Origin of the sequence: Sphaerisporangium sp. B11E5 (assembly GCF_039871875.1) — a bacterium.
GTDB lineage: Bacteria > Actinomycetota > Actinomycetes > Streptosporangiales > Streptosporangiaceae > Sphaerisporangium.
This window is the reverse complement of sequence record NZ_JBDPMD010000036.1, coordinates 19892-36318: the sequence shown is the minus strand read 5'-3', so window position 1 is coordinate 36318 and position 16427 is coordinate 19892. Positions and strand designations below refer to the sequence as shown.

The 16427-nt window shown below is 72.8% G+C and carries 13 protein-coding genes; 10 read left to right on the top strand and 3 right to left on the bottom strand.

Annotated elements, in window-relative coordinates; genetic code table 11:
• Positions 1 to 44 precede the first annotated feature (44 nt).
• The 3 genes from ABGB17_RS27175 to ABGB17_RS27165 all read left to right on the top strand — a co-directional run bounded on the left by ABGB17_RS27175 (position 45) and on the right by ABGB17_RS27165 (position 5013).
• A complete protein-coding gene (locus ABGB17_RS27175) occupies positions 45 to 2675 on the top strand; it encodes an alpha/beta fold hydrolase (RefSeq protein ID WP_347634455.1) in 2631 nt (876 codons plus the stop codon).
• Positions 2672 to 3556, top strand: a complete 885-nt coding sequence (locus tag ABGB17_RS27170; RefSeq protein ID WP_347634453.1) for an ABC transporter permease — start codon at positions 2672 to 2674, stop codon at positions 3554 to 3556. Before ABGB17_RS27175 ends, ABGB17_RS27170 begins: the two co-directional genes overlap by 4 nt.
• A gap of 140 nt (positions 3557 to 3696) precedes the next feature.
• Positions 3697 to 5013, top strand: coding sequence for a hypothetical protein (locus ABGB17_RS27165; protein WP_347634451.1), 1317 nt, complete (start codon positions 3697 to 3699; stop codon positions 5011 to 5013).
• A gap of 66 nt (positions 5014 to 5079) precedes the next feature.
• On the opposite strand, the gene ABGB17_RS27160 is transcribed toward ABGB17_RS27165, so the two are convergent.
• Positions 5080 to 5247 carry a hypothetical protein gene (locus ABGB17_RS27160; RefSeq protein WP_347634539.1) on the bottom strand — a complete coding sequence of 56 codons (168 nt, stop codon included), beginning with the start codon at positions 5245 to 5247 and terminating at the stop codon, positions 5080 to 5082.
• A gap of 192 nt (positions 5248 to 5439) precedes the next feature.
• Between ABGB17_RS27160 and ABGB17_RS27155 the strand changes: the two genes are divergently transcribed.
• Positions 5440 to 7554, top strand: a complete 2115-nt coding sequence (locus tag ABGB17_RS27155) for an AAA family ATPase (RefSeq protein ID WP_347634449.1) — start codon at positions 5440 to 5442, stop codon at positions 7552 to 7554.
• Between the two features lie 37 nt (positions 7555 to 7591).
• Here the strand turns inward: ABGB17_RS27155 and ABGB17_RS27150 are convergent, their stop codons facing one another.
• The gene (locus tag ABGB17_RS27150) at positions 7592 to 8587 is read right to left on the bottom strand and encodes a 4-epi-cubebol synthase (RefSeq protein WP_347634447.1); all 996 of its coding nucleotides are present in this window, start codon (positions 8585 to 8587) and stop codon (positions 7592 to 7594) included.
• A gap of 347 nt (positions 8588 to 8934) precedes the next feature.
• On the opposite strand from ABGB17_RS27150, the gene ABGB17_RS27145 reads away from it, so the two are divergent.
• Positions 8935 to 9843, top strand: a complete 909-nt coding sequence (locus tag ABGB17_RS27145; protein ID WP_347634445.1) for a PAC2 family protein — start codon at positions 8935 to 8937, stop codon at positions 9841 to 9843.
• A 133-nt stretch (positions 9844 to 9976) separates the two neighbouring features.
• Here the strand turns inward: ABGB17_RS27145 and ABGB17_RS27140 are convergent, their stop codons facing one another.
• Positions 9977 to 10831 (bottom strand): tyrosine-protein phosphatase, encoded by an 855-nt coding sequence (locus ABGB17_RS27140; RefSeq protein WP_347634443.1) that lies wholly within the window; start codon positions 10829 to 10831, stop codon positions 9977 to 9979.
• Positions 10832 to 10989: 158 nt separating this feature from the next.
• Here ABGB17_RS27140 and ABGB17_RS27135 point away from each other — a divergent pair, with 158 nt between their 5' ends.
• The 5 genes from ABGB17_RS27135 to ABGB17_RS27115 all read left to right on the top strand — a co-directional run bounded on the left by ABGB17_RS27135 (position 10990) and on the right by ABGB17_RS27115 (position 16420).
• A complete protein-coding gene (locus ABGB17_RS27135) occupies positions 10990 to 11862 on the top strand; it encodes a hypothetical protein (RefSeq protein ID WP_347634441.1) in 873 nt (290 codons plus the stop codon).
• 240 nt (positions 11863 to 12102) lie between these two features.
• Entirely contained in the window at positions 12103 to 13794 is a 1692-nt protein-coding gene (locus tag ABGB17_RS27130) for an ABC transporter ATP-binding protein (RefSeq protein WP_347634439.1), read from the top strand.
• Positions 13757 to 14329, top strand: coding sequence for an ECF transporter S component (locus ABGB17_RS27125; RefSeq protein ID WP_347634438.1), 573 nt, complete (start codon positions 13757 to 13759; stop codon positions 14327 to 14329). The genes ABGB17_RS27130 and ABGB17_RS27125 overlap by 38 nt, the downstream gene beginning before the upstream one ends.
• Before the next feature lie 4 nt (positions 14330 to 14333).
• The gene (locus ABGB17_RS27120) at positions 14334 to 15149 is read left to right on the top strand and encodes an energy-coupling factor transporter transmembrane component T (protein ID WP_347634436.1); all 816 of its coding nucleotides are present in this window, start codon (positions 14334 to 14336) and stop codon (positions 15147 to 15149) included.
• Positions 15137 to 16420 carry an amidohydrolase family protein gene (locus ABGB17_RS27115; protein WP_347634434.1) on the top strand — a complete coding sequence of 428 codons (1284 nt, stop codon included), beginning with the start codon at positions 15137 to 15139 and terminating at the stop codon, positions 16418 to 16420. The genes ABGB17_RS27120 and ABGB17_RS27115 overlap by 13 nt, the downstream gene beginning before the upstream one ends.
• Positions 16421 to 16427 lie beyond the last annotated feature (7 nt).

Here is a 16427-nt window from a genome sequence, read left to right as displayed (position 1 = left end):
TGGCGGCTCAGCGATCTCTCAGGTGGCGTCAGTAGGCTCGCGGCATGAAGCTCGCTGGGAGGCGGACGGCGGCGCTGCTCGTCGTGGTGGTGCTGGCGGCCGGGGCCGGGGTCTGGGTCCTGTGGCCTTCGGGAGGGGCGCCGCGCGGGGTCGATCAGCGGATCGCGGTGGTGGACGGGCCGCGGGACGATCAGCGGGTCACGATCGACACGACGTTCTTCCCGCCCGCGGGCGGGGGGAAGGCGCCGGCCGTGCTGCTGGCGCACGGGTTCGGCGGCAGCAAGCGCAGCGTGCGCACCGAGGCCGAGTCGCTGGCCGATCGGGGGTACGCGGTGCTCACGTGGTCGGCGCGGGGCTTCGGCGCCTCCACCGGTGAGATCGCCCTCAACTCGCCCGACTACGAGGTCAAGGACGTCCGCCAGCTCGTCGACTGGCTGGCCGAACGGCCCGAGGTGCTGCTCGACGCCCCTGGCGACCCCCGCGTCGGCGCCGCGGGCGGCTCCTACGGCGGCGCGATCTCGCTGATGGCGGCGGCCTATGACGCGCGGATCGACGCGATCGTGCCGCAGATCACGTGGTACGACCTCGCGGACGCCCTGTTCCCCGACGCCTCCGGCCGCGGCCCGGAGAACGGCGTGTTCAAGCGCATGTGGGCCGCACTGTTCTTCAGCCGCGCGAGCGACTCCCCCCTCGCCCCAGGCGGCCCCGGCCTCGCCGCCGCCCCCTCACCCGGACCCTCCGGCGCACCGTCCGATGGGAACGCTCCCGCGGACGGCTCCATCTCTGCGGGGTCTCCCGGTGCGGTGCCCACCCCGACCGTCTCGCCGGGGGCCGGGGATAGGGCGGGGCGGGATGCGCAGTGCGGGCGGTTCCTGCCGGGGATCTGTGATCTTTATCTGCAGGTGGCGAAGAGCGGGCGGGCGACGCCGGAGGCGGTGCGGGTGTTGCGGGCGTCCAGTCCTGTGTCGGTGCGGGGCAGGATTCGGGTGCCTACGCTGCTCATCCAGGGGAAACGTGACTCGCTTTTCCCGATCGCGCACGCGGACGCCAACGCGCGGGCGATCGCCGCGACGGGGGCGCCGGTGGAGGTGGCGTGGTTCGACGGCGGGCACGACGGCGGGGACGGGGAGCCGGAGTGGGTGACGGACCGTACGGTGGGCTGGTTCGAGCGGTGGCTGAAGAAGGACACCGGGGTGAGCGGGGACGCGTTCACCGTGACGCGGGACGGGGGGCGTGATCCGGGTACCCGGCGGCCGGTCCTGGAGCACGCGGCCGGCGACCGCTACCCGGGGCTGTCGGGCACCAAGCCGGTGCCGGTGCGGCTCGACGGGGGTGAGCAGGAGGTGGCGACGCCCCCGGGAGGCTCGCCCGCCGCGCTGTCGTCGGTGCCGGGGCTCGGCGCGCTGCTCAGCGGCGCCACGGGGGTGGCGGCGTCCCTGGACATGCCGGGGCAGGTCGCGGTGTTCGACTCCGCGCCGCTGGCCGGGTCGCTGCAGGTGACCGGGTCCCCCGTGGTGCGGCTGCGGGTGCGCGGCACGGGCGAGGTGTCCCTGTTCGCCAAGGTCTACGACGTGGGCGGTCCCCGGCCGCTGCTCCCCCAAGGGCTCGTCGCGCCGTTCCGCGTGACGGCCACCGAGGAGGGCACTCCCGTCACGGTCACCCTGCCGGCGATCGACCACCGCCTCGCCGCCGGCCACCGGCTGCGGGTGGCCGTGAGCACCACCGACATGGGCTTCACCGCCGACACCGACCCGGCGGTGCACCGCGTCTCGCTGGCCGACCCGGTCGTCACGGTCCCCACCGACCCGTCCCTGCGTCTCACCGGGGGCGGCGTGAGCTGGACCGTCTGGGTTCTTCCCCTGGCGGCCGCCGTGATCGCCGCGCTCGTCCTGCTCGTCGGCCGCCGCCGCGCGTCCCAGGGGCGGCCGGGCGACGCGGAGGTGCCGCTGGAGATCACCGGGCTGACCAAGAGGTACCGGGACGGCGAGCTCGCCGTGGACGGCCTGTCGTTCCGCGTGGAGCGCGGCCAGGTGCTCGGCCTGCTCGGGCCGAACGGCGCCGGGAAGACCACCACGATGCGCATGCTGATGGGCCTCATCCACCCGGACGCGGGCGAGATCAGGGTGTTCGGCCACCCGGTCGCCCCGGGCGCCCCCGTCCTGTCCCGCCTCGGCTGCTTCGTCGAGGGGCCCGGCTTCCTGCCCCACCTGTCCGGCCGCGAGAACCTGCGCCTGTACTGGCGGGCCACCGGACGCCCCGAGGGCGACGCCCACATGGCGGAGGCGCTGGAGATCGCCGCCCTCGGGGACGCGCTGGAGCGCCCGGTGCGCACCTACTCCCAGGGCATGCGGCAGCGGCTCGCCATCGCCCAGGCCATGCTGGGCCTGCCGGACCTGCTCGTGCTCGACGAGCCCACCAACGGCCTGGACCCGCCGCAGATCGCCGAGATGCGGCGGGTGCTGACCCGGTACGCACGCGACGGCCGTACCGTGATCGTCTCCAGCCACCTGCTGGCCGAGGTGGAGCAGGTCTGCGACCACGTCGTGGTGATGCACCGCGGCCGCCTGGTCGCCGCGGGCCGGGTGTCCGACCTGCTGGTCGGCGCCACCTCGTCCAACGGCCACAAGGCCCGCCTGGAAGAGGTCTTCCTCGACCTGATCCAGGAGAGATCATGACGCGCACAGGAGAGGCGATGGCCGGCACCAGGACGGACGGCGCGGTGAGCCCCGGGTACGCCCCCGGGCGCACGCTGCCCCTGCGGGTGGAGGTGGTGCGGCAGTTCAAGCGGCGCCGCACCATGGTGATGTTCGGCCTGCTGCTGGCGCTGCCGTGGATCCTCGTGGTGGCGTTCGCGCTCGGCCCCGCGCCGGCCCGGCCGGGCGGCTTCCGGCTGTCCGACCTCGCCACCCAGGGCGGCCTGAACTTCGCCGCGTTCGTGTTGTCGGTGTCGGCGTCCCTGCTGCTGGTGGTCGCGGTCGCGTTGTTCTGCGGCGACACGGTGGCGAGCGAGGCCAACTGGTCGTCGCTGCGCTACCTGCTGGCCGCCCCGGTGCCCCGCGGCCGTCTGCTGCGCCACAAGCTGATCGTCGCGCTCGGCTACTCGGCGGTCGCGGTGATCGCGCTGCCGTTGATGGCGCTGCTCGCGGGCACGGTCGCCTTCGGGTGGAACGACGTCCAGTTGCCCGGCACGGGGGACGTGATCCCGGCCGCCGCGGTGCTGCCGCGCTTCGGCATCGTCATCGGCTACGCGCTGGTCAGCCAGCTCGTCGTGGCGGCGCTGGCGTTCCTGCTCTCGGTGAGCACCGACTCGCCTCTCGGCGCGGTCGGCGGCGCGGTCGGGCTGGTCATCGTGAGCACCATCCTGCAGGCCGTGGAGGCCCTCGGCGGCCTGCGCGAGTTCCTGCCGACGTTCTGGAACACCGCCTGGCTGGACGCCCTGGTGCCCGAGCTCGACTGGAGCGGCATGATCAGGGGCACCGCACTGTCGGTGACGTACGCCGTGATCCTCATCGCCCTGGCGTTCCGCCGTTTCCGCCGCAAGGACATCGTCTCCTGAACCACCGGTGCCTACGGGACAGCGGTGATCCGATACTTTCTGTGTGGTCGATGTGGGTTCGCGGAACATCGGGACCGATGTTCTGCGATGATCCTCTCGGTAAAATCCTGTCGGATATCGAGCATGACGGACAGTGACTGATGCCCCCCATTGATCAGATAACCACTTTCGCGTCGAACAATCCGGTCGGAACGGCCGTCATCTGCGTCTTCGCCCTGATCCTGCTGGTCCTCGCGTACATCGCGCTCCGGGCCGCGTACCGGGCCGGCGCCACCACCTTCCGCCGGTTCGCGGCGAACCGCCCCGCCGAGGACATCCTCACCATCGTCGCCGCCTGCATCGCCACGGGGGTGTCGGCACAGGGCATGTGGCGATTCTCCGGTGACGTTCTCGGTTTCGACGGGCCGCTGCGCCTGCTGCTGTTCGCCTTCATCGAGGTCGCGGTCATCACCAGCGCGGTGCGCGCGCGGCGCAACATGCGCGAGAACTACTCCGCGGGCATCGACGGCATCGCCGTGTGGGTGCTCACCGGCCTGTCGGCCGTGCTGTCCAGCCTGGACGCCCGCAGCATGGCCGAGGCGATCTTCCGGCTGGCGGCCCCGCTGGTCGCCGCGTGGCTGTGGGAGCGGGGCATGGCCATCGAGCGGCACCGCATCACCGGCCGGTCCCGCATCAAGTGGCGGTTCACCCCGGAGCGCGCGATGGTGCGTCTCGGCCTGGCCGAGGTCAGCGACCGCACGGTCACCGAGGTGGACGCGCACCGCAGGCTCACCCGGGTCGCGCTGGCCGCCAAGCGGGCCCGCGCGCTGCGTGAGGCCGGCGCCTCCGACCGCCGCATGCGGGTCGCGCTCGCCAAGCTGGACCGGGTGATGGACCAGGCCGTGGAGCACACCGGCCTCGCGGTCGACCCGGCGCGGCAGGAGGCCCTGCTGTCCCAGATCGGCGCCCTGTACAACACCAGCGCGCTGATCGACCTGCGCCCGCCGGTGCCGTGGGAGCCCGAGCAGGAGGAGGAGCAGCAGCAACAGCGGGCCGGCGGCCCGCACGCGCTGCCCCCGGTGGGGGACACGCCCGGCCGGTCGTACCCGGACGACGACGAGGAGCCCGAGATGATGCACCAGTCCGCCCCTGTGGTGGACACCGCGCAGCGGGCCGCGCTGCTGCGGGCCGCCCGGGCGTACTGGGACAAGCAGATCGAGCGCAGGTTCGTGCCCCGCGCCGCCGACATCGCCAGGGAGACCGGCCTGTCGCTGGCCACCGCCCGCGAGTACCGCGCGTTGTGGAAGCTGGAGCCCCGGGCGCACGCGATCCTGGAGGCGGCCTACCGGGAGCACGGCATCGTGGACACCGGCACCTTCCCCGCCATCGTGGTCCCCGACGGCTCCGACGCCGAATCCGAGCGCGCCGAGCCCGCGGCCCCGGTGTTGTCGATGAACGGCGCGTCCCCGAGCGCCTGACCGGAGTCACCCCGGCGGTTCCACGGCCCGGGAGGCGGCCCGCCTCCCGGGCCGTGTCGTGCCCGGTCAGTCCCAGTGCGGCGGGCGCTCCTCCAGGAAACGCGAGACGTCGTCGGAGGAGCGCCACTCGCCCCACCCGGAGTCGGTGTCGTCGCTCGTCTGGTCGGGCAGCACCGGCAGTCCCTCGTCGAAGAGGTCCACCGGACGGAGGTCATCCGGCTCGCGCACAGTCACGGGGACCATGCTACGCGGGCCGGGACACGGCTGATCGTCCCCCCGGAAAAACCCACGCAAATCCGTACGAAGTAGCTGGTCGGCACCTGTTATGCGGGACATCTGAGGCGGCCGACGACCGGGACAGTGGGGACGGGACACAGGTACGATGCGGGCAGCAAAGCAGGCCGGGACGAGACCCGTGAGGCGGCCATGGCAACCCCCGCAGGATGGCGCAGAGAGGGCAACTTACCCGCGGAGCTGACGAGCTTCGTCGGACGTGACCGGCTGCTCGCCACCGTCAGGCAGCGTCTCCAGGACGCCCGCCTCGTCACGATCACCGGCATCGGCGGCGTCGGCAAGACCCGCACCGCGCTCCGCGCCGCCCACCAGGTGAGCCACCAGTTCCCCGACGGCGTCTGGTACGTCGATCTGTCCCGCCTGCAGGACCCCACCATGGTGCGGCACGCGGTGAACAGCGCCCTCGGCATCCCCGACCAGTCGGCCCGCCCGGAGGCCGAGACGCTCTCCGAATGGTTGTCCCCCCGCCAGTTGCTACTGGTCGTCGACTCCTGCGAGCACCTGATCGACGCGTGCGCCGAGCTGATCGACCGGGTGCTGCGCGACGCCCCGCGGGTGCGGGTGCTCGCCACCAGCAGGCAGTCCCTCGGCGTGCCCGGCGAGCAGTCCATCCCCATCGCCCCGCTGCGGGTGCCCGGCGAGGACGCCGCCGAGAGCCCCTTCGTCAACGAGTCGGTGCAGTTGTTCGCCGAGCGGGCCACCTCCGTCGTGCCGGAGTTCGTGGTGGACGAGGACAACATCACGGCCGTCTCCGAGCTGTGCCGGCGGCTGGACGGCATCCCGCTGGCCATCGAGCTGGCCTCGGTGCGGCTGCGCGCCCTGTCGGTGGAGCAGATCCTCGCCCTGCTGACCGACCGCTTCAGCCTGCTGGCCGGCGCCAGCCGCACCGCGCTGCCGCGCCACCAGACGCTGCGCGCCGCCATCGGGTGGAGCCACGAGCTGTGCGAGCCCGCCGAGCGGCTGCTCTGGGCCCGGCTGTCGATCTTCTCGGGCGACTTCGAGCTGGAGGCCGTCCGGTACGTCTGCGCCAGCGAGGACCTCCCCGCCGAGCGCATCGTGGACCTCGTGGCGGGCCTGGTCGAGAAGTCGATCCTGCTCAGCGGCAACGAGCGCGTCGGCGTGCGGTACCGGCTGCTCGACACGCTGCGCCACTACGGCAAGGAGTGGCTGGACAAGCTCGGCGAGGGCGACTGGGTGCGGCGCCGCCACCGCGACTACTACCTGCAGGTCGCCCAGCGCGGGGAGCACGCCTGGTCCGGCCCGCGCCAGGTGTACTGGTTCAGCCGCATGCGCCAGGAGCACGACAACATCCGGGCCGCGCTCGACTACTGCCTGCGCGACGCGCAGGAGGCGCGCACCGGCCTGGAGCTGCTGTCCTCACTGTGGTTCATGTGGGTGGCCTGCGGGTTCGCCCGTGAGGGCCGGCTGTACCTGGAGCGCGCGCTGCACGCCTGCACGGAGCCGAGCAAGGAACGGTGCAAGGCCCTGTGGGTGCTCGCCTACGTCCGCAACGCCCAGGGGGACACCAAGGCGGCGCTGGAGGCCGCCGAGCAGTGCGCCTCCGACGCCGTGCGGGTCGGCGACTCGATCGCGGTGATCCTCGCCACCAAGATGCAGGGCACGGTGGCGTTCCTGCAGGGCGATCTGCACAAGGCCACCGCGCTGCTCGGCGTCGCGATCGAGTTCCACCGCAGCGGGCGCGAGCTCAACCCCGGGCTGCTGCCCGCCATCGCCGAGCTCGCCGTGGTGCTGACCCAGCAGAACGAGCTGGCCGAGGCCGAGTCGCTGCTGCGCGACTGCCGCCAGCTCTGCACCGAGCGCGGGGAGCTGTGGCTGCGCTCGTACGCCATCTGGGCGACCGCGACCATCGAGCGCATGACCGGCCGCACCGAGCAGGCCGTGCTGAACGCCCAGGAGGCGCTGCGCATCAAGCGGCACTTCCACGACGTGCTCGGCGCGGTGCTGGCCATGGAGACCCTCTCGGGCCTCGCCGCCGACCAGGGCGACGGGGTGCGGGCGGCGCGCATCCTCGGCGCGGCGCAGGCGAACTGGAAGCTGTTCGGGCTGCCGCTGTTCGGCTCGCCGTTCTTCGGCACCGAGCACGAGGCGTGCGTGAAGGAGTGCAAGCGCCTCCTCGGCGAGGAGGCGTTCGTCGCGGCGTACCAGCACGGCGGCACGATGAACTTCGAGGAGGCCGTCAGCTACGCCATGGGCGAGATCGACGCGCCCGAGGTGACCGTCGGCTGACCCGCCGCCACCGGGGCGGCGGGCAGGGCCGGCGGAGTCAGGTGTGGTGGTGGTGACGATGGCGGTGGTGCGCGCGGGACTGCCACGCCCGGGTGTAGCGGCTGCTGGTGAGCGAGTAGGCGATGCTGCCGCTGATCCAGTGCTCGAGACCTCGCACGTAGGCGTCCACCGCGGGGGACGCCAGCCGTTCCAGCCGCACGCGCAGCTCCTGCATGGCGCAGATCGCCTCGTCGCGCATCCGGCCGACGTGGTTCATCGCGTCCTGGATGGAACGGTGCCGGTGGCACGACAACACGCTGACCAGGTTGTTGCGGCCGTTCACCCCGTTACGCTCCTTGGCGTAGGACAGCAGGTCGTTGTCCCAGACGACCACGTCGTTGGCCCGCTGGGTGATCGCCCGGGTGTCGGGGTGGCGCCACTCGGCGGGCGTGAGCGGGGCGCCGGTGGCCAGGTCGATCAGCGCGAAGACGGTGAGCATGGCGCCGGTCCTGCGGCGCATGAAGATGTAGTCGCCGTAGGTGGGCACGATGTCGTCCTCGCGGTTGGCCGCCTCCCACACCTGGGCGAACAGGTAGTCCTTGGTGACCCACCGCCAGCGGTCGAGCTGGTCGGGATTGCCGGCCTCCGCGACGCGCAGCGTGACGTCCAGCAGGGCGCGGGCGAACGGGTCGCGCGCCTCCTCGCCGACGCAGAGGTCGTCCAGCACGCCGAGCAGTTGCGGCAGCGCCCGCGCGATCTCCGCGGCCCGCCGGTCGGACTCGCAGAAGGCGTCGTCGAAGGCGAACAGCCACACGCACCAGTCGGTGACCAGGCGCAGCGCCTCCGGCTCGGCGTAGGGGTAGGTGCGGGCACCCAGCCAGCCGTACGCCGCCTCCCGGTAGCGGTCCAGCTCGGCCGGGTCGCTGATCATGCGGCTGGCGACCAGCCACGAGAAGGTCTCCCGGTCCACCTGGCTCACGTGCGGGTTGATGAGGCTGGGGAACGGGCACGACAGACGCGGGAGAACAAGCCCGGACGGCGCTATTTCAGCCATCTCCATATCATGGCAATAAAAATGCACAGCAACTACAACGAGTTGCCGCCCGTTTCACCCCCGGATCGCTCCCCACCCCCACGACCTGGCATTTCCCACAGTACGCCAGGCGGACGGACACCCCCCGCTCGCTTCCCGCCCGGTGTTTTCCACCACGGGCCATTCACGGTTTCCGGCCGGGACCCGGCCCACGGCCCGCCGCCACGCCACCGGGCCGAGACGGCCCCCGGTGGCCGGCCCGCCGGGCGTGCCGCCCCCCGTCACGGGCACCTGAGGACTCGCCCGGCGGAATCGACGGCGCATCCCATAGGTTCTCTCTTCAAGGACGACAGAAAGGCTGGGACCAAGTGTTCGACCCGACGGATCTTTACCGGCTCAGCGGCGATGTGCCCGAGCTGAGCGATCCGGTGCTGCTCTACCACTTTGAGGGCTTCGTGGACGCGGGAGGAGCCGGCAGGCTCGCCGTGGGCCACCTGCTCGCCGAACTGGAGCACCGGGTCGTGGCGACGTTCGACGTCGACCGCCTTCTCGACTACCGGTCGCGACGCCCGATCATGACCTTCGACACCGACCGGTGGATCGACTGCGAGTCCCCCGAGCTGGTGGTGCGGCTGACCCACGACACCACAGGCACGCCTTTCCTGGTGATGACCGGCCCCGAGCCCGACCGCGAGTGGGAGCTGTTCACCGAGGCCGTGGGCACGCTGGCCACCCGGCTGAACATCGGCAAGCTGGTCACCATGCACGGCATCCCCATGGCGGCCCCGCACACCCGGCCGCTCGGCGTGACCACGCACGGCACCAAGCCCGAGCTGATCACCGGCCCCGGCAGCCCGTTCGGCAAGATCCAGGTGCCGGGCAGCGCGGCCGCGCTGATCGAGTTCCGCCTCGGCGCCCGGGGCCACGACGCCCTCGGGTACGCCGTGCACGTCCCCCACTACCTCGCGCAGGCGGAGTACCCGCGGGCCGCGGTGACCGCACTGGAGGCCGTCACCCGCAGCACCGGGCTGGTGTTCCCGATGGAGAACCTCCGGGAGGCGGCCGAGAAGACCACGGCGGAGATCGAGGAGCAGATCGTCGCCTCCGAGGAGCTCTCCACCGCGATCCAGGGCCTGGAGCAGCAGTACGACGCGTTCACCGCGGGCGCCGAGCACGAGAACCTCATGGCCGCCGAACCCACCCCGATGCCCACCGGCGACGAGCTGGCGGCCCAGTTCGAGCGCTTCCTGGCCGAGCGGGACGAAAGCGACTCCTGACCGGCCGGCGGGCGCGAGATTCGAGCGTTTCCTGGCCGAGCGGGACGAGAGCGACTCCTGACCGGCCGGCCGGCGCGGGAGTGGCTGGACGGTCCGGCGGTCCTGCCCCCCGCCGCCGGGCGGGCCGAGGGGGTCAGTCGAGCAGGCGGGAGCGCAGCGCGGCCGCGTCGCCGGGGGTCCAGCCGCTGCGGTCGAGCCAGCCGAGCGGGCCGCCGTAGTGGGCGTCGAGGGAGTCCAGGAAGAACTCCATGTACTCCGGCCGCGGCCGGTGGCTGTCGGCGGGACGCGAGTCGAGGTCGTCGCGGTAGGTGGCGCTGCTCCGCAGGCGGCCGAGCAGGGGCTCCAGCCGGTCGCCGGTCGCGACGTAGTCGGCCACGATGGCCTCGCGGGTGACGCCCGCCACCGACAGCGCCAAAGCGGACACCACGCCGGTGCGGTCCTTGCCGGCCGCGCAGTGCACGAGCGCCGCGCCGTCGCCGTACGCCAGCACCCGCAGCGCCGCGAGCACCGAGTCGGGCCGGTCGCGCAGGTAGGCGCTGTAGAAGCCGACGACCCTGGCCTCGGCCACCTTGTCCTCGTGGCGGCCCTGCCACGGCAGCACCCGTTCGGCGTCGATGCGGGCCGCCGCCTCGCGGGCCTCGGCCTCGGCGGTGCCGCTCATGGGGGCGCGGGAGGTGTCGGCCTCCACGTCGGTGTACCGGCCGCCCTCGGCGAACAACGTCAGGTGATGGATGGTCACGTCGGGCACCCGGGTGAGGGGGCCGGGGCCTTCGAGGTTCACCTCGGCGTGGGAGCGCAGGTCGATCACGTCGCGGAGCTTGAGCTCCCCGAGGAGCCGTTCGATGTCGGGCGCCGTGAGGTCCTGGAGGTTGTCGCCGCGCAGCACCCGGCCGAACCTCGTCGTGCCGCCGTCCACCGTGGGGAGACCACCGAGGTCCCGCACGTTGACGGCGCCGTCCAGATCTATCCACCGCGTTAGTTCGTTCATCACTCTCCAGCGTATATGCGTTATATGTCCACACAGGGAATGTTGTCAGAGGCACAGTGTTGAAAAGGACATGTCCACCACGTGGCGACCGCCTCGGCCCGCACGACGCCCCCGCTGTGGCGTGATCGGCCCCGGCCGCCTCTGGCGAAGGAGGTCACGTGGAACGTGCGGTGCCGCCGCCCGTACCGGTTCTGGCTCCCGCCCTCCCGCCCGACGTCGCCCGCGTGCTGCGCGACGGTCCCGAAGCGCTGCGGCTGGCGCGCTCCGGGGTGCGGCCGCCGCCGCCCGGCCCGAGCCCGGCCATCCTGATGATCGTCAGCCTGTTCCTGCTGCTCGGGCTGATCTTCACCGGGCCGTGGGGCATGTTCGCCATGGGCGCGGCGCTGGTCTGCGTCGGAGGCGTGCAGGCGCTGGCCGCCGACCCCGGGGCCCGCGCGGCGCGGCGCCGGCTGCGGGTGGCGGCCCGGCACGCCGACCGGTTCGTGCTGCCGTCCGACCTGGACGCCGGGGGCCGCGAACTCCTGGCCCGGGCGCAGGCCGCGGTGGGCGAGGTGCTCGGCTCGCGGATCAACCGGGACCGCCTGCTCGACGACATCGACAACGCCGTCACCCTGCCCGCCGAGCTGTGGCACCTCGGAGTGCGCCTGGCCGAGCTCGCCCGCGCCGGCGCCGAGCACGAGCGGATCGTGCCGAAGGACCTGCCCGGCGACATCGCCGAGGTGTTCGAGCCGTACGACCGTGCGCTCGACCTGGCCCGCCGCGCGCTCGCCGCGCGGGTGGAGGTGCTGGAGGCGTACGCCCGCGAGGTGCGGCGGGCCGACGCCGTCTACCGGGCCTACCGGCAGCTCGGGGTGCTTCGGGAGCGCACCGGCGAGTACCAGCGGCTGGTGGCGCAGAGCGCCGTGGAGCAGCCGGCCGCCGCGCCGATCGGGCGGCTCGGCGAGCAGGCCGGGGAGATCGAGCGGGTGTTCCGGCGTAGCATCGACGAGGCCAGGAAAGCGGGCGGGCACTTGCTCTCACTCACCGCTTGAGGGGGAAATTCCGGTTACCGCGGCACGTGTGGCGGTGGCCCCCGACATGTGTCCGAAACCCGGCTGTCATCGTTTTACCGTTCCATTCTCATAGACCTGGGATTGAGCGCGCCGAAAACCGGTAATCGGTCATCCGGGTCGGCGAATTCCGTATCCTGCCTGCTCATTGCACGAGGTGATGATCTCCCCTTTAATCTCCTACGGACATCGATCCGCACGCCGGAGGAGGGGGGCGGTGTCGTGACCACGCTCATCGAGGTCCGTGACGCCGGGGTCCGCTACCTCTCCACCGGACGCGCCGCGCTCGGGCCGGTGAGCCTCACCGTGCGGCCGGGTGATCTCACCCTGGTGAGCGGGCCGTCGGGCTGCGGCAAGAGCACCCTGCTGCGGCTGGTCAACGGGCTGATCCCCCACTCCTACCGGGCCGAGGTCACCGGCGAGGTGCTGATCGGCGGGCGGCCGGCGGCCGGCCAGAGCATCCGTGAGCGGTCCGCGGTGGTCGGCACCCTGCTGCAGGACCCGCGCACCCAGATCGTCGGCACCACCGTGACGGCCGAGATCGCGTTCGGGCCGGAGAACCTCGGGCTGCCGCGCGCCGAGATCAGGCGCAGGATCGGCGAGGTCGCCGATCGGGCCGGGATCACCCACCTGCTGGACCGGGCGACCGCGGAGCTGAGCGGCGGCGAGCTGCAGATGGTGGCGTTCGCCGGGGTGCTCGCCATGCGGCCCAAGGTCGTCGTCGTGGACGAGCCGCTGGCCAACCTCGACCCGGCGGCCGGGGCGCGGCTGATGGGCGAGGTGCGGCGGTTCGTGCGCGAGGGCGGCGCCGCGGTCGTGGTGGAGCACCGCGTCGAGGAGATCCTGGAGTACTCCCCCACCGAGGTGCTGTACCTCGACGACGGCGCGGCCCGCTACCAGGGGCCGGTGGACGGCTTCCTGCGGGTGGCGCCGATCGGGCACGTCAAGCTGCCGTTCCGTACCCTCGTGGACCGCGCCGCCGACCTGCCGCCCGCCCCGGCGCCACCGCCGCGCGCCGAGGCCCCGGGCGACGTGCCGCGCCTCGAATACCGCGGGGCGAGCCTCGGGTACGGCGCGCGTACCGTGCTGTCCGGCGTGGACCTGGCGCTCGGCGCGACCGAGCGGGTGGCGGTGCTCGGGCCCAACGGCGCCGGCAAGTCCACGCTGCTGCGCGCCGCCGTCCAGCTCATCACCGCGCGGGCCGGCGAGGTGCTGGTGGACGGCGCCCCCGTCGCCGAGCGGACCGTGCTCAGCCTGGCGACGACGTTCGGGTACGTCTTCCAGAACCCCGGGCAGGCGCTGTTCAGTCCCACCGTGCGCCAGGAGCTCGCGTTCGGGCCGCGCAACCTCGGCTGGGACGACGCGCGGATCGCCGAGGAGTCGGCCACGGTGCTGAAGGCCATGCTGCTGGACCGCGAGAAGGACATCCTGGACCGGCCGCCGCGCACGTTGTCGTTCGGCCAGCAGCGCCGCCTGACCGTGGCGCTGGCGCTGGCCATGCGCCCCCGCACGCTCGTGCTCGACGAGCCGACCGCCGGGCAGGATCTGCGCACCACCACCGAGTTCATGGGACACGCGCTCGCCACGGGCGGCGTGGAGAGCGTCTACTTCATCACCCACGACGTCGACCTGGCGCTGACGTACGCCGACCGTGTCGTCGTGGTGGACGGCGGCCGTGTGGTCGCGGACGCCGCGCCGGCCGCGCTGGCCCGCGCCGCCGACGTCTGGTCGGGCGCCGGGCTGCGGGCGACGAGCCTGGTGCGGGCGGTCCGCGAGCATCTGCCCGGGGCGGAGGACCTGCCCCACCCGTTCGATCTGGCGCGCGGCCTGCCGTCCCTCACACGTTCCACCCCACCCCCCAGGAAGGAACCACTTCATGAAACCAGAAAGCGCGGGCGCGACGGCGCCGCGTGAGCCGTTGTTCGCCATATCGTCCCGCACGGTCGTGTTCGGGGCGGTGGGCGCGGCGCTGTACGCCGTGCTCGGCCTGTTCAGCTTCATCATCCCCGGCACGCAGAACGTCACGGTCCGGCCGGCGTTCGCTCTCGTGCCGTTCTTCGGCAAGCGGTTCGGCGTCATCGCGGGCTTCTTCGTCGGGTTCGTCGGCAACGTCATCATCGACCTGATCCAGGGGTCCGGCCTGACGTACTGGAACTGGAGCGTCGCCAACGGCCTGGTGGGCGCGTTCGCCGGGCTGATCTTCGCCTACGTCCCGCCGATCGCCGGCGAGGCGCTGCGCCTGGTGGTGACCGCGGTCGGGTCGCTGGTCGCCACGGCGCTCGGCCTGCTGTTCGTCGTCACCGACATCTGGCTGCAGGGCATCAGCTTCGAGACGTTCGTCACCCTGAACTACGTGCCCGTGCTGCTCGCCAACGCCATCGCCGTCGTCGTGCTGACCCCGGCGCTGGACGCGATCTGGGAGCCGCTGTCCAAGCGGACCGGGCGGTAACCGGGTGGATGTCACGCCCCGCTACCTCGGCGCGGGCTCCTTCCTGAGCCGCCGCGACCCCCGCGTGCTGCTGGTGGTGCCCGCGCTCTACCTCGTGGCCGTGGCCGGGATCGACGACCTGCGCGCCGTGCTGGCGTGCGCGGTCGTCGCGCTGCTGTACTACCGCGCCGCGGGCATCCCGTGGCGCGGGGTACGGGCCAACTGGGCCTTCATGCTGACCTTCTCCACGCTGATCGTGGTCGCCAACAGCGTCCTGACCGGCGCGGACACCCGCACGACGGGCGACGAGCTGTTCACCGTGCCCCTGACCGGTACGGTTATCACCTGGGCGACGTTGTCGTACGCCGCCACGCTTCTCGTGCGGTACGTGTCCCTCGCCATGGTCGGGTTCCCTGTGGCGTTCAACATCGCGCCCTCCGACCTCGGTGTGGCGTTCGCGCGGCTCGGGTTGTCGCAGCGGCTCGCCTACGGTGTGGACCTCACGTTCCGGTTCCTGCCGTCCACCTGGGCGGCCTTCCGTGAGACCATCGACGCGCAGCGCGTCAGGGGGTATGAGCACAGCCACAGCCGCAACCCGCTGAGACGGCTGATCTCCCTCAGGCCGGTGGTCATCCCGGTGACCGTCAACGCGCTGATCGACGCCGAGGACACCACCAACGCGATGGACCTGCGCGGGTTCGGCGGCAGGCACCGCACCTGGATGCGGGAGCTGGCGTTCGACCGGACCGACCTTCTGGTGCTCGGCGGTTTCGCCGCGCTCGCCGCGGGGATGGTCGCCGCCCGTGTGCTCGGCCTGACGGAGCACGTATGGGTGCCGTGATCCACTCGGCACCACTGATCGTCCCCATCTCCCGCCCGCCCATCCGCGACGGGGCGGTGGCCGTGCGCCACGGCAGGGTGCTCGCGGCCGGGCCGCGCAGGGAGATCATGGCCACCCATCCCGACGCGGAGGAGATGCGCTGGCCGGGGGTCATGACGGCGGGGCTGGTCAACGCGCACACCCACCTGCAGTTCACCCGGATGGCCGAGGTGGGGCGGCAGTCCCACGGCACGTTCGAGGAGTGGTCCAGCGCCTTCGACGCGGTGTACTTCGCGAGCGCCGACACCGACTGGGCGGCCAGCGCCCGCGAGGGGGCGTGCCTCGCGCTGCGGCACGGCACCACCGCCGTGGCGGACGTGGTGACCGACGTGGAGGCGCTGCCCGTGCTCGGCGAGTGCGGCCTCGGCGGCGTCGCGTACCTGGAGGTGCTCGGCGAGACCGACGCCACCTGGGCGGCCGCCGGGCGGGACCGCCTGACCGGCCGGATCCGCGACTTCGGCGTGCCCGGCCTCTCGCCGCACTCCCCGTACACCCTGGACACCGGGGTGCTGGCCGACCTCGCCGTGCTGGCCCGCGTGTTCCGGCTGCGGCAGCACATCCACCTGCTGGAGTCGGTGCACGAGCGTGAGTACACCGTGTCGGGCACCGGGCCGATCGCCAGGCTGGTGCGCGACCTCGGGTTCGACTTCCAGACCCTGCGCGACGGCGGCACCGGCAAGGGGCCCGTGGTGTTCCTCGACTCGCTCGGCCTGCTCGGGCCCGAGTGCCACGTCGCGCACGGCGTGCACCTCGACCACGACGAGCGCGCGCTGCTGCGCGAACGCGGCGTCAGCGTGGCGCTGTGCCCGCGCTCCAACCAGGCACTCGGCCTGGAGGGCCCGCCCATCGCCGCGCTGCTGGAGGAGGGCGGCCCCATCTCGGTCGGCACCGACTCCCTGGCCTCCGCGCCGTCCCTGGACCTGCTCGAAGACGTACGGCTGCTGCGCGACCTCGCCCTCAAGCAGGGCTACCGCTCCCCCGACCTGTCCAGGCGGCTGGTGGAGGCCGCGACCGCCGGGGGCGCGCACGCCCTCGGGCTCGGCACCGGGCCCGGCCGCATCGGCACGCTCGGGCCGGGGGCGCGGTGCGACTTCGCCGTCTTCGCCGTCGACCCGGCCGGCCGCAACCCCTACGACGCGCTGGTCGCGGACGGCCCCGGCCGGTGCGTCGCGACCGTCACCGGCACCGGGCGGGTCCATCCCGCCACCGACCCCCCGCAGGACATCCCATGACCCCCCA

Excerpts from the sequence above, each read along its gene's own strand:
- ABGB17_RS27175 (WP_347634455.1), top strand. The coding sequence starts at position 45 with ATGAAGCTCGCTGGGAGGCGGACGGCGGCGCTGCTCGTCGTGGTGGTG.
- ABGB17_RS27170 (WP_347634453.1), top strand. The coding sequence starts at position 2,672 with ATGACGCGCACAGGAGAGGCGATGGCCGGCACCAGGACGGACGGCGCG.
- ABGB17_RS27165 (WP_347634451.1), top strand. The coding sequence starts at position 3,697 with ATGCCCCCCATTGATCAGATAACCACTTTCGCGTCGAACAATCCGGTC.
- ABGB17_RS27155 (WP_347634449.1), top strand. The coding sequence starts at position 5,440 with ATGGCAACCCCCGCAGGATGGCGCAGAGAGGGCAACTTACCCGCGGAG.
- ABGB17_RS27150 (WP_347634447.1), bottom strand. The coding sequence starts at position 8,587 with ATGGCTGAAATAGCGCCGTCCGGGCTTGTTCTCCCGCGTCTGTCGTGC.
- ABGB17_RS27140 (WP_347634443.1), bottom strand. The coding sequence starts at position 10,831 with ATGAACGAACTAACGCGGTGGATAGATCTGGACGGCGCCGTCAACGTG.
- ABGB17_RS27125 (WP_347634438.1), top strand. The coding sequence starts at position 13,757 with ATGAAACCAGAAAGCGCGGGCGCGACGGCGCCGCGTGAGCCGTTGTTC.
- ABGB17_RS27115 (WP_347634434.1), top strand. The coding sequence starts at position 15,137 with ATGGGTGCCGTGATCCACTCGGCACCACTGATCGTCCCCATCTCCCGC.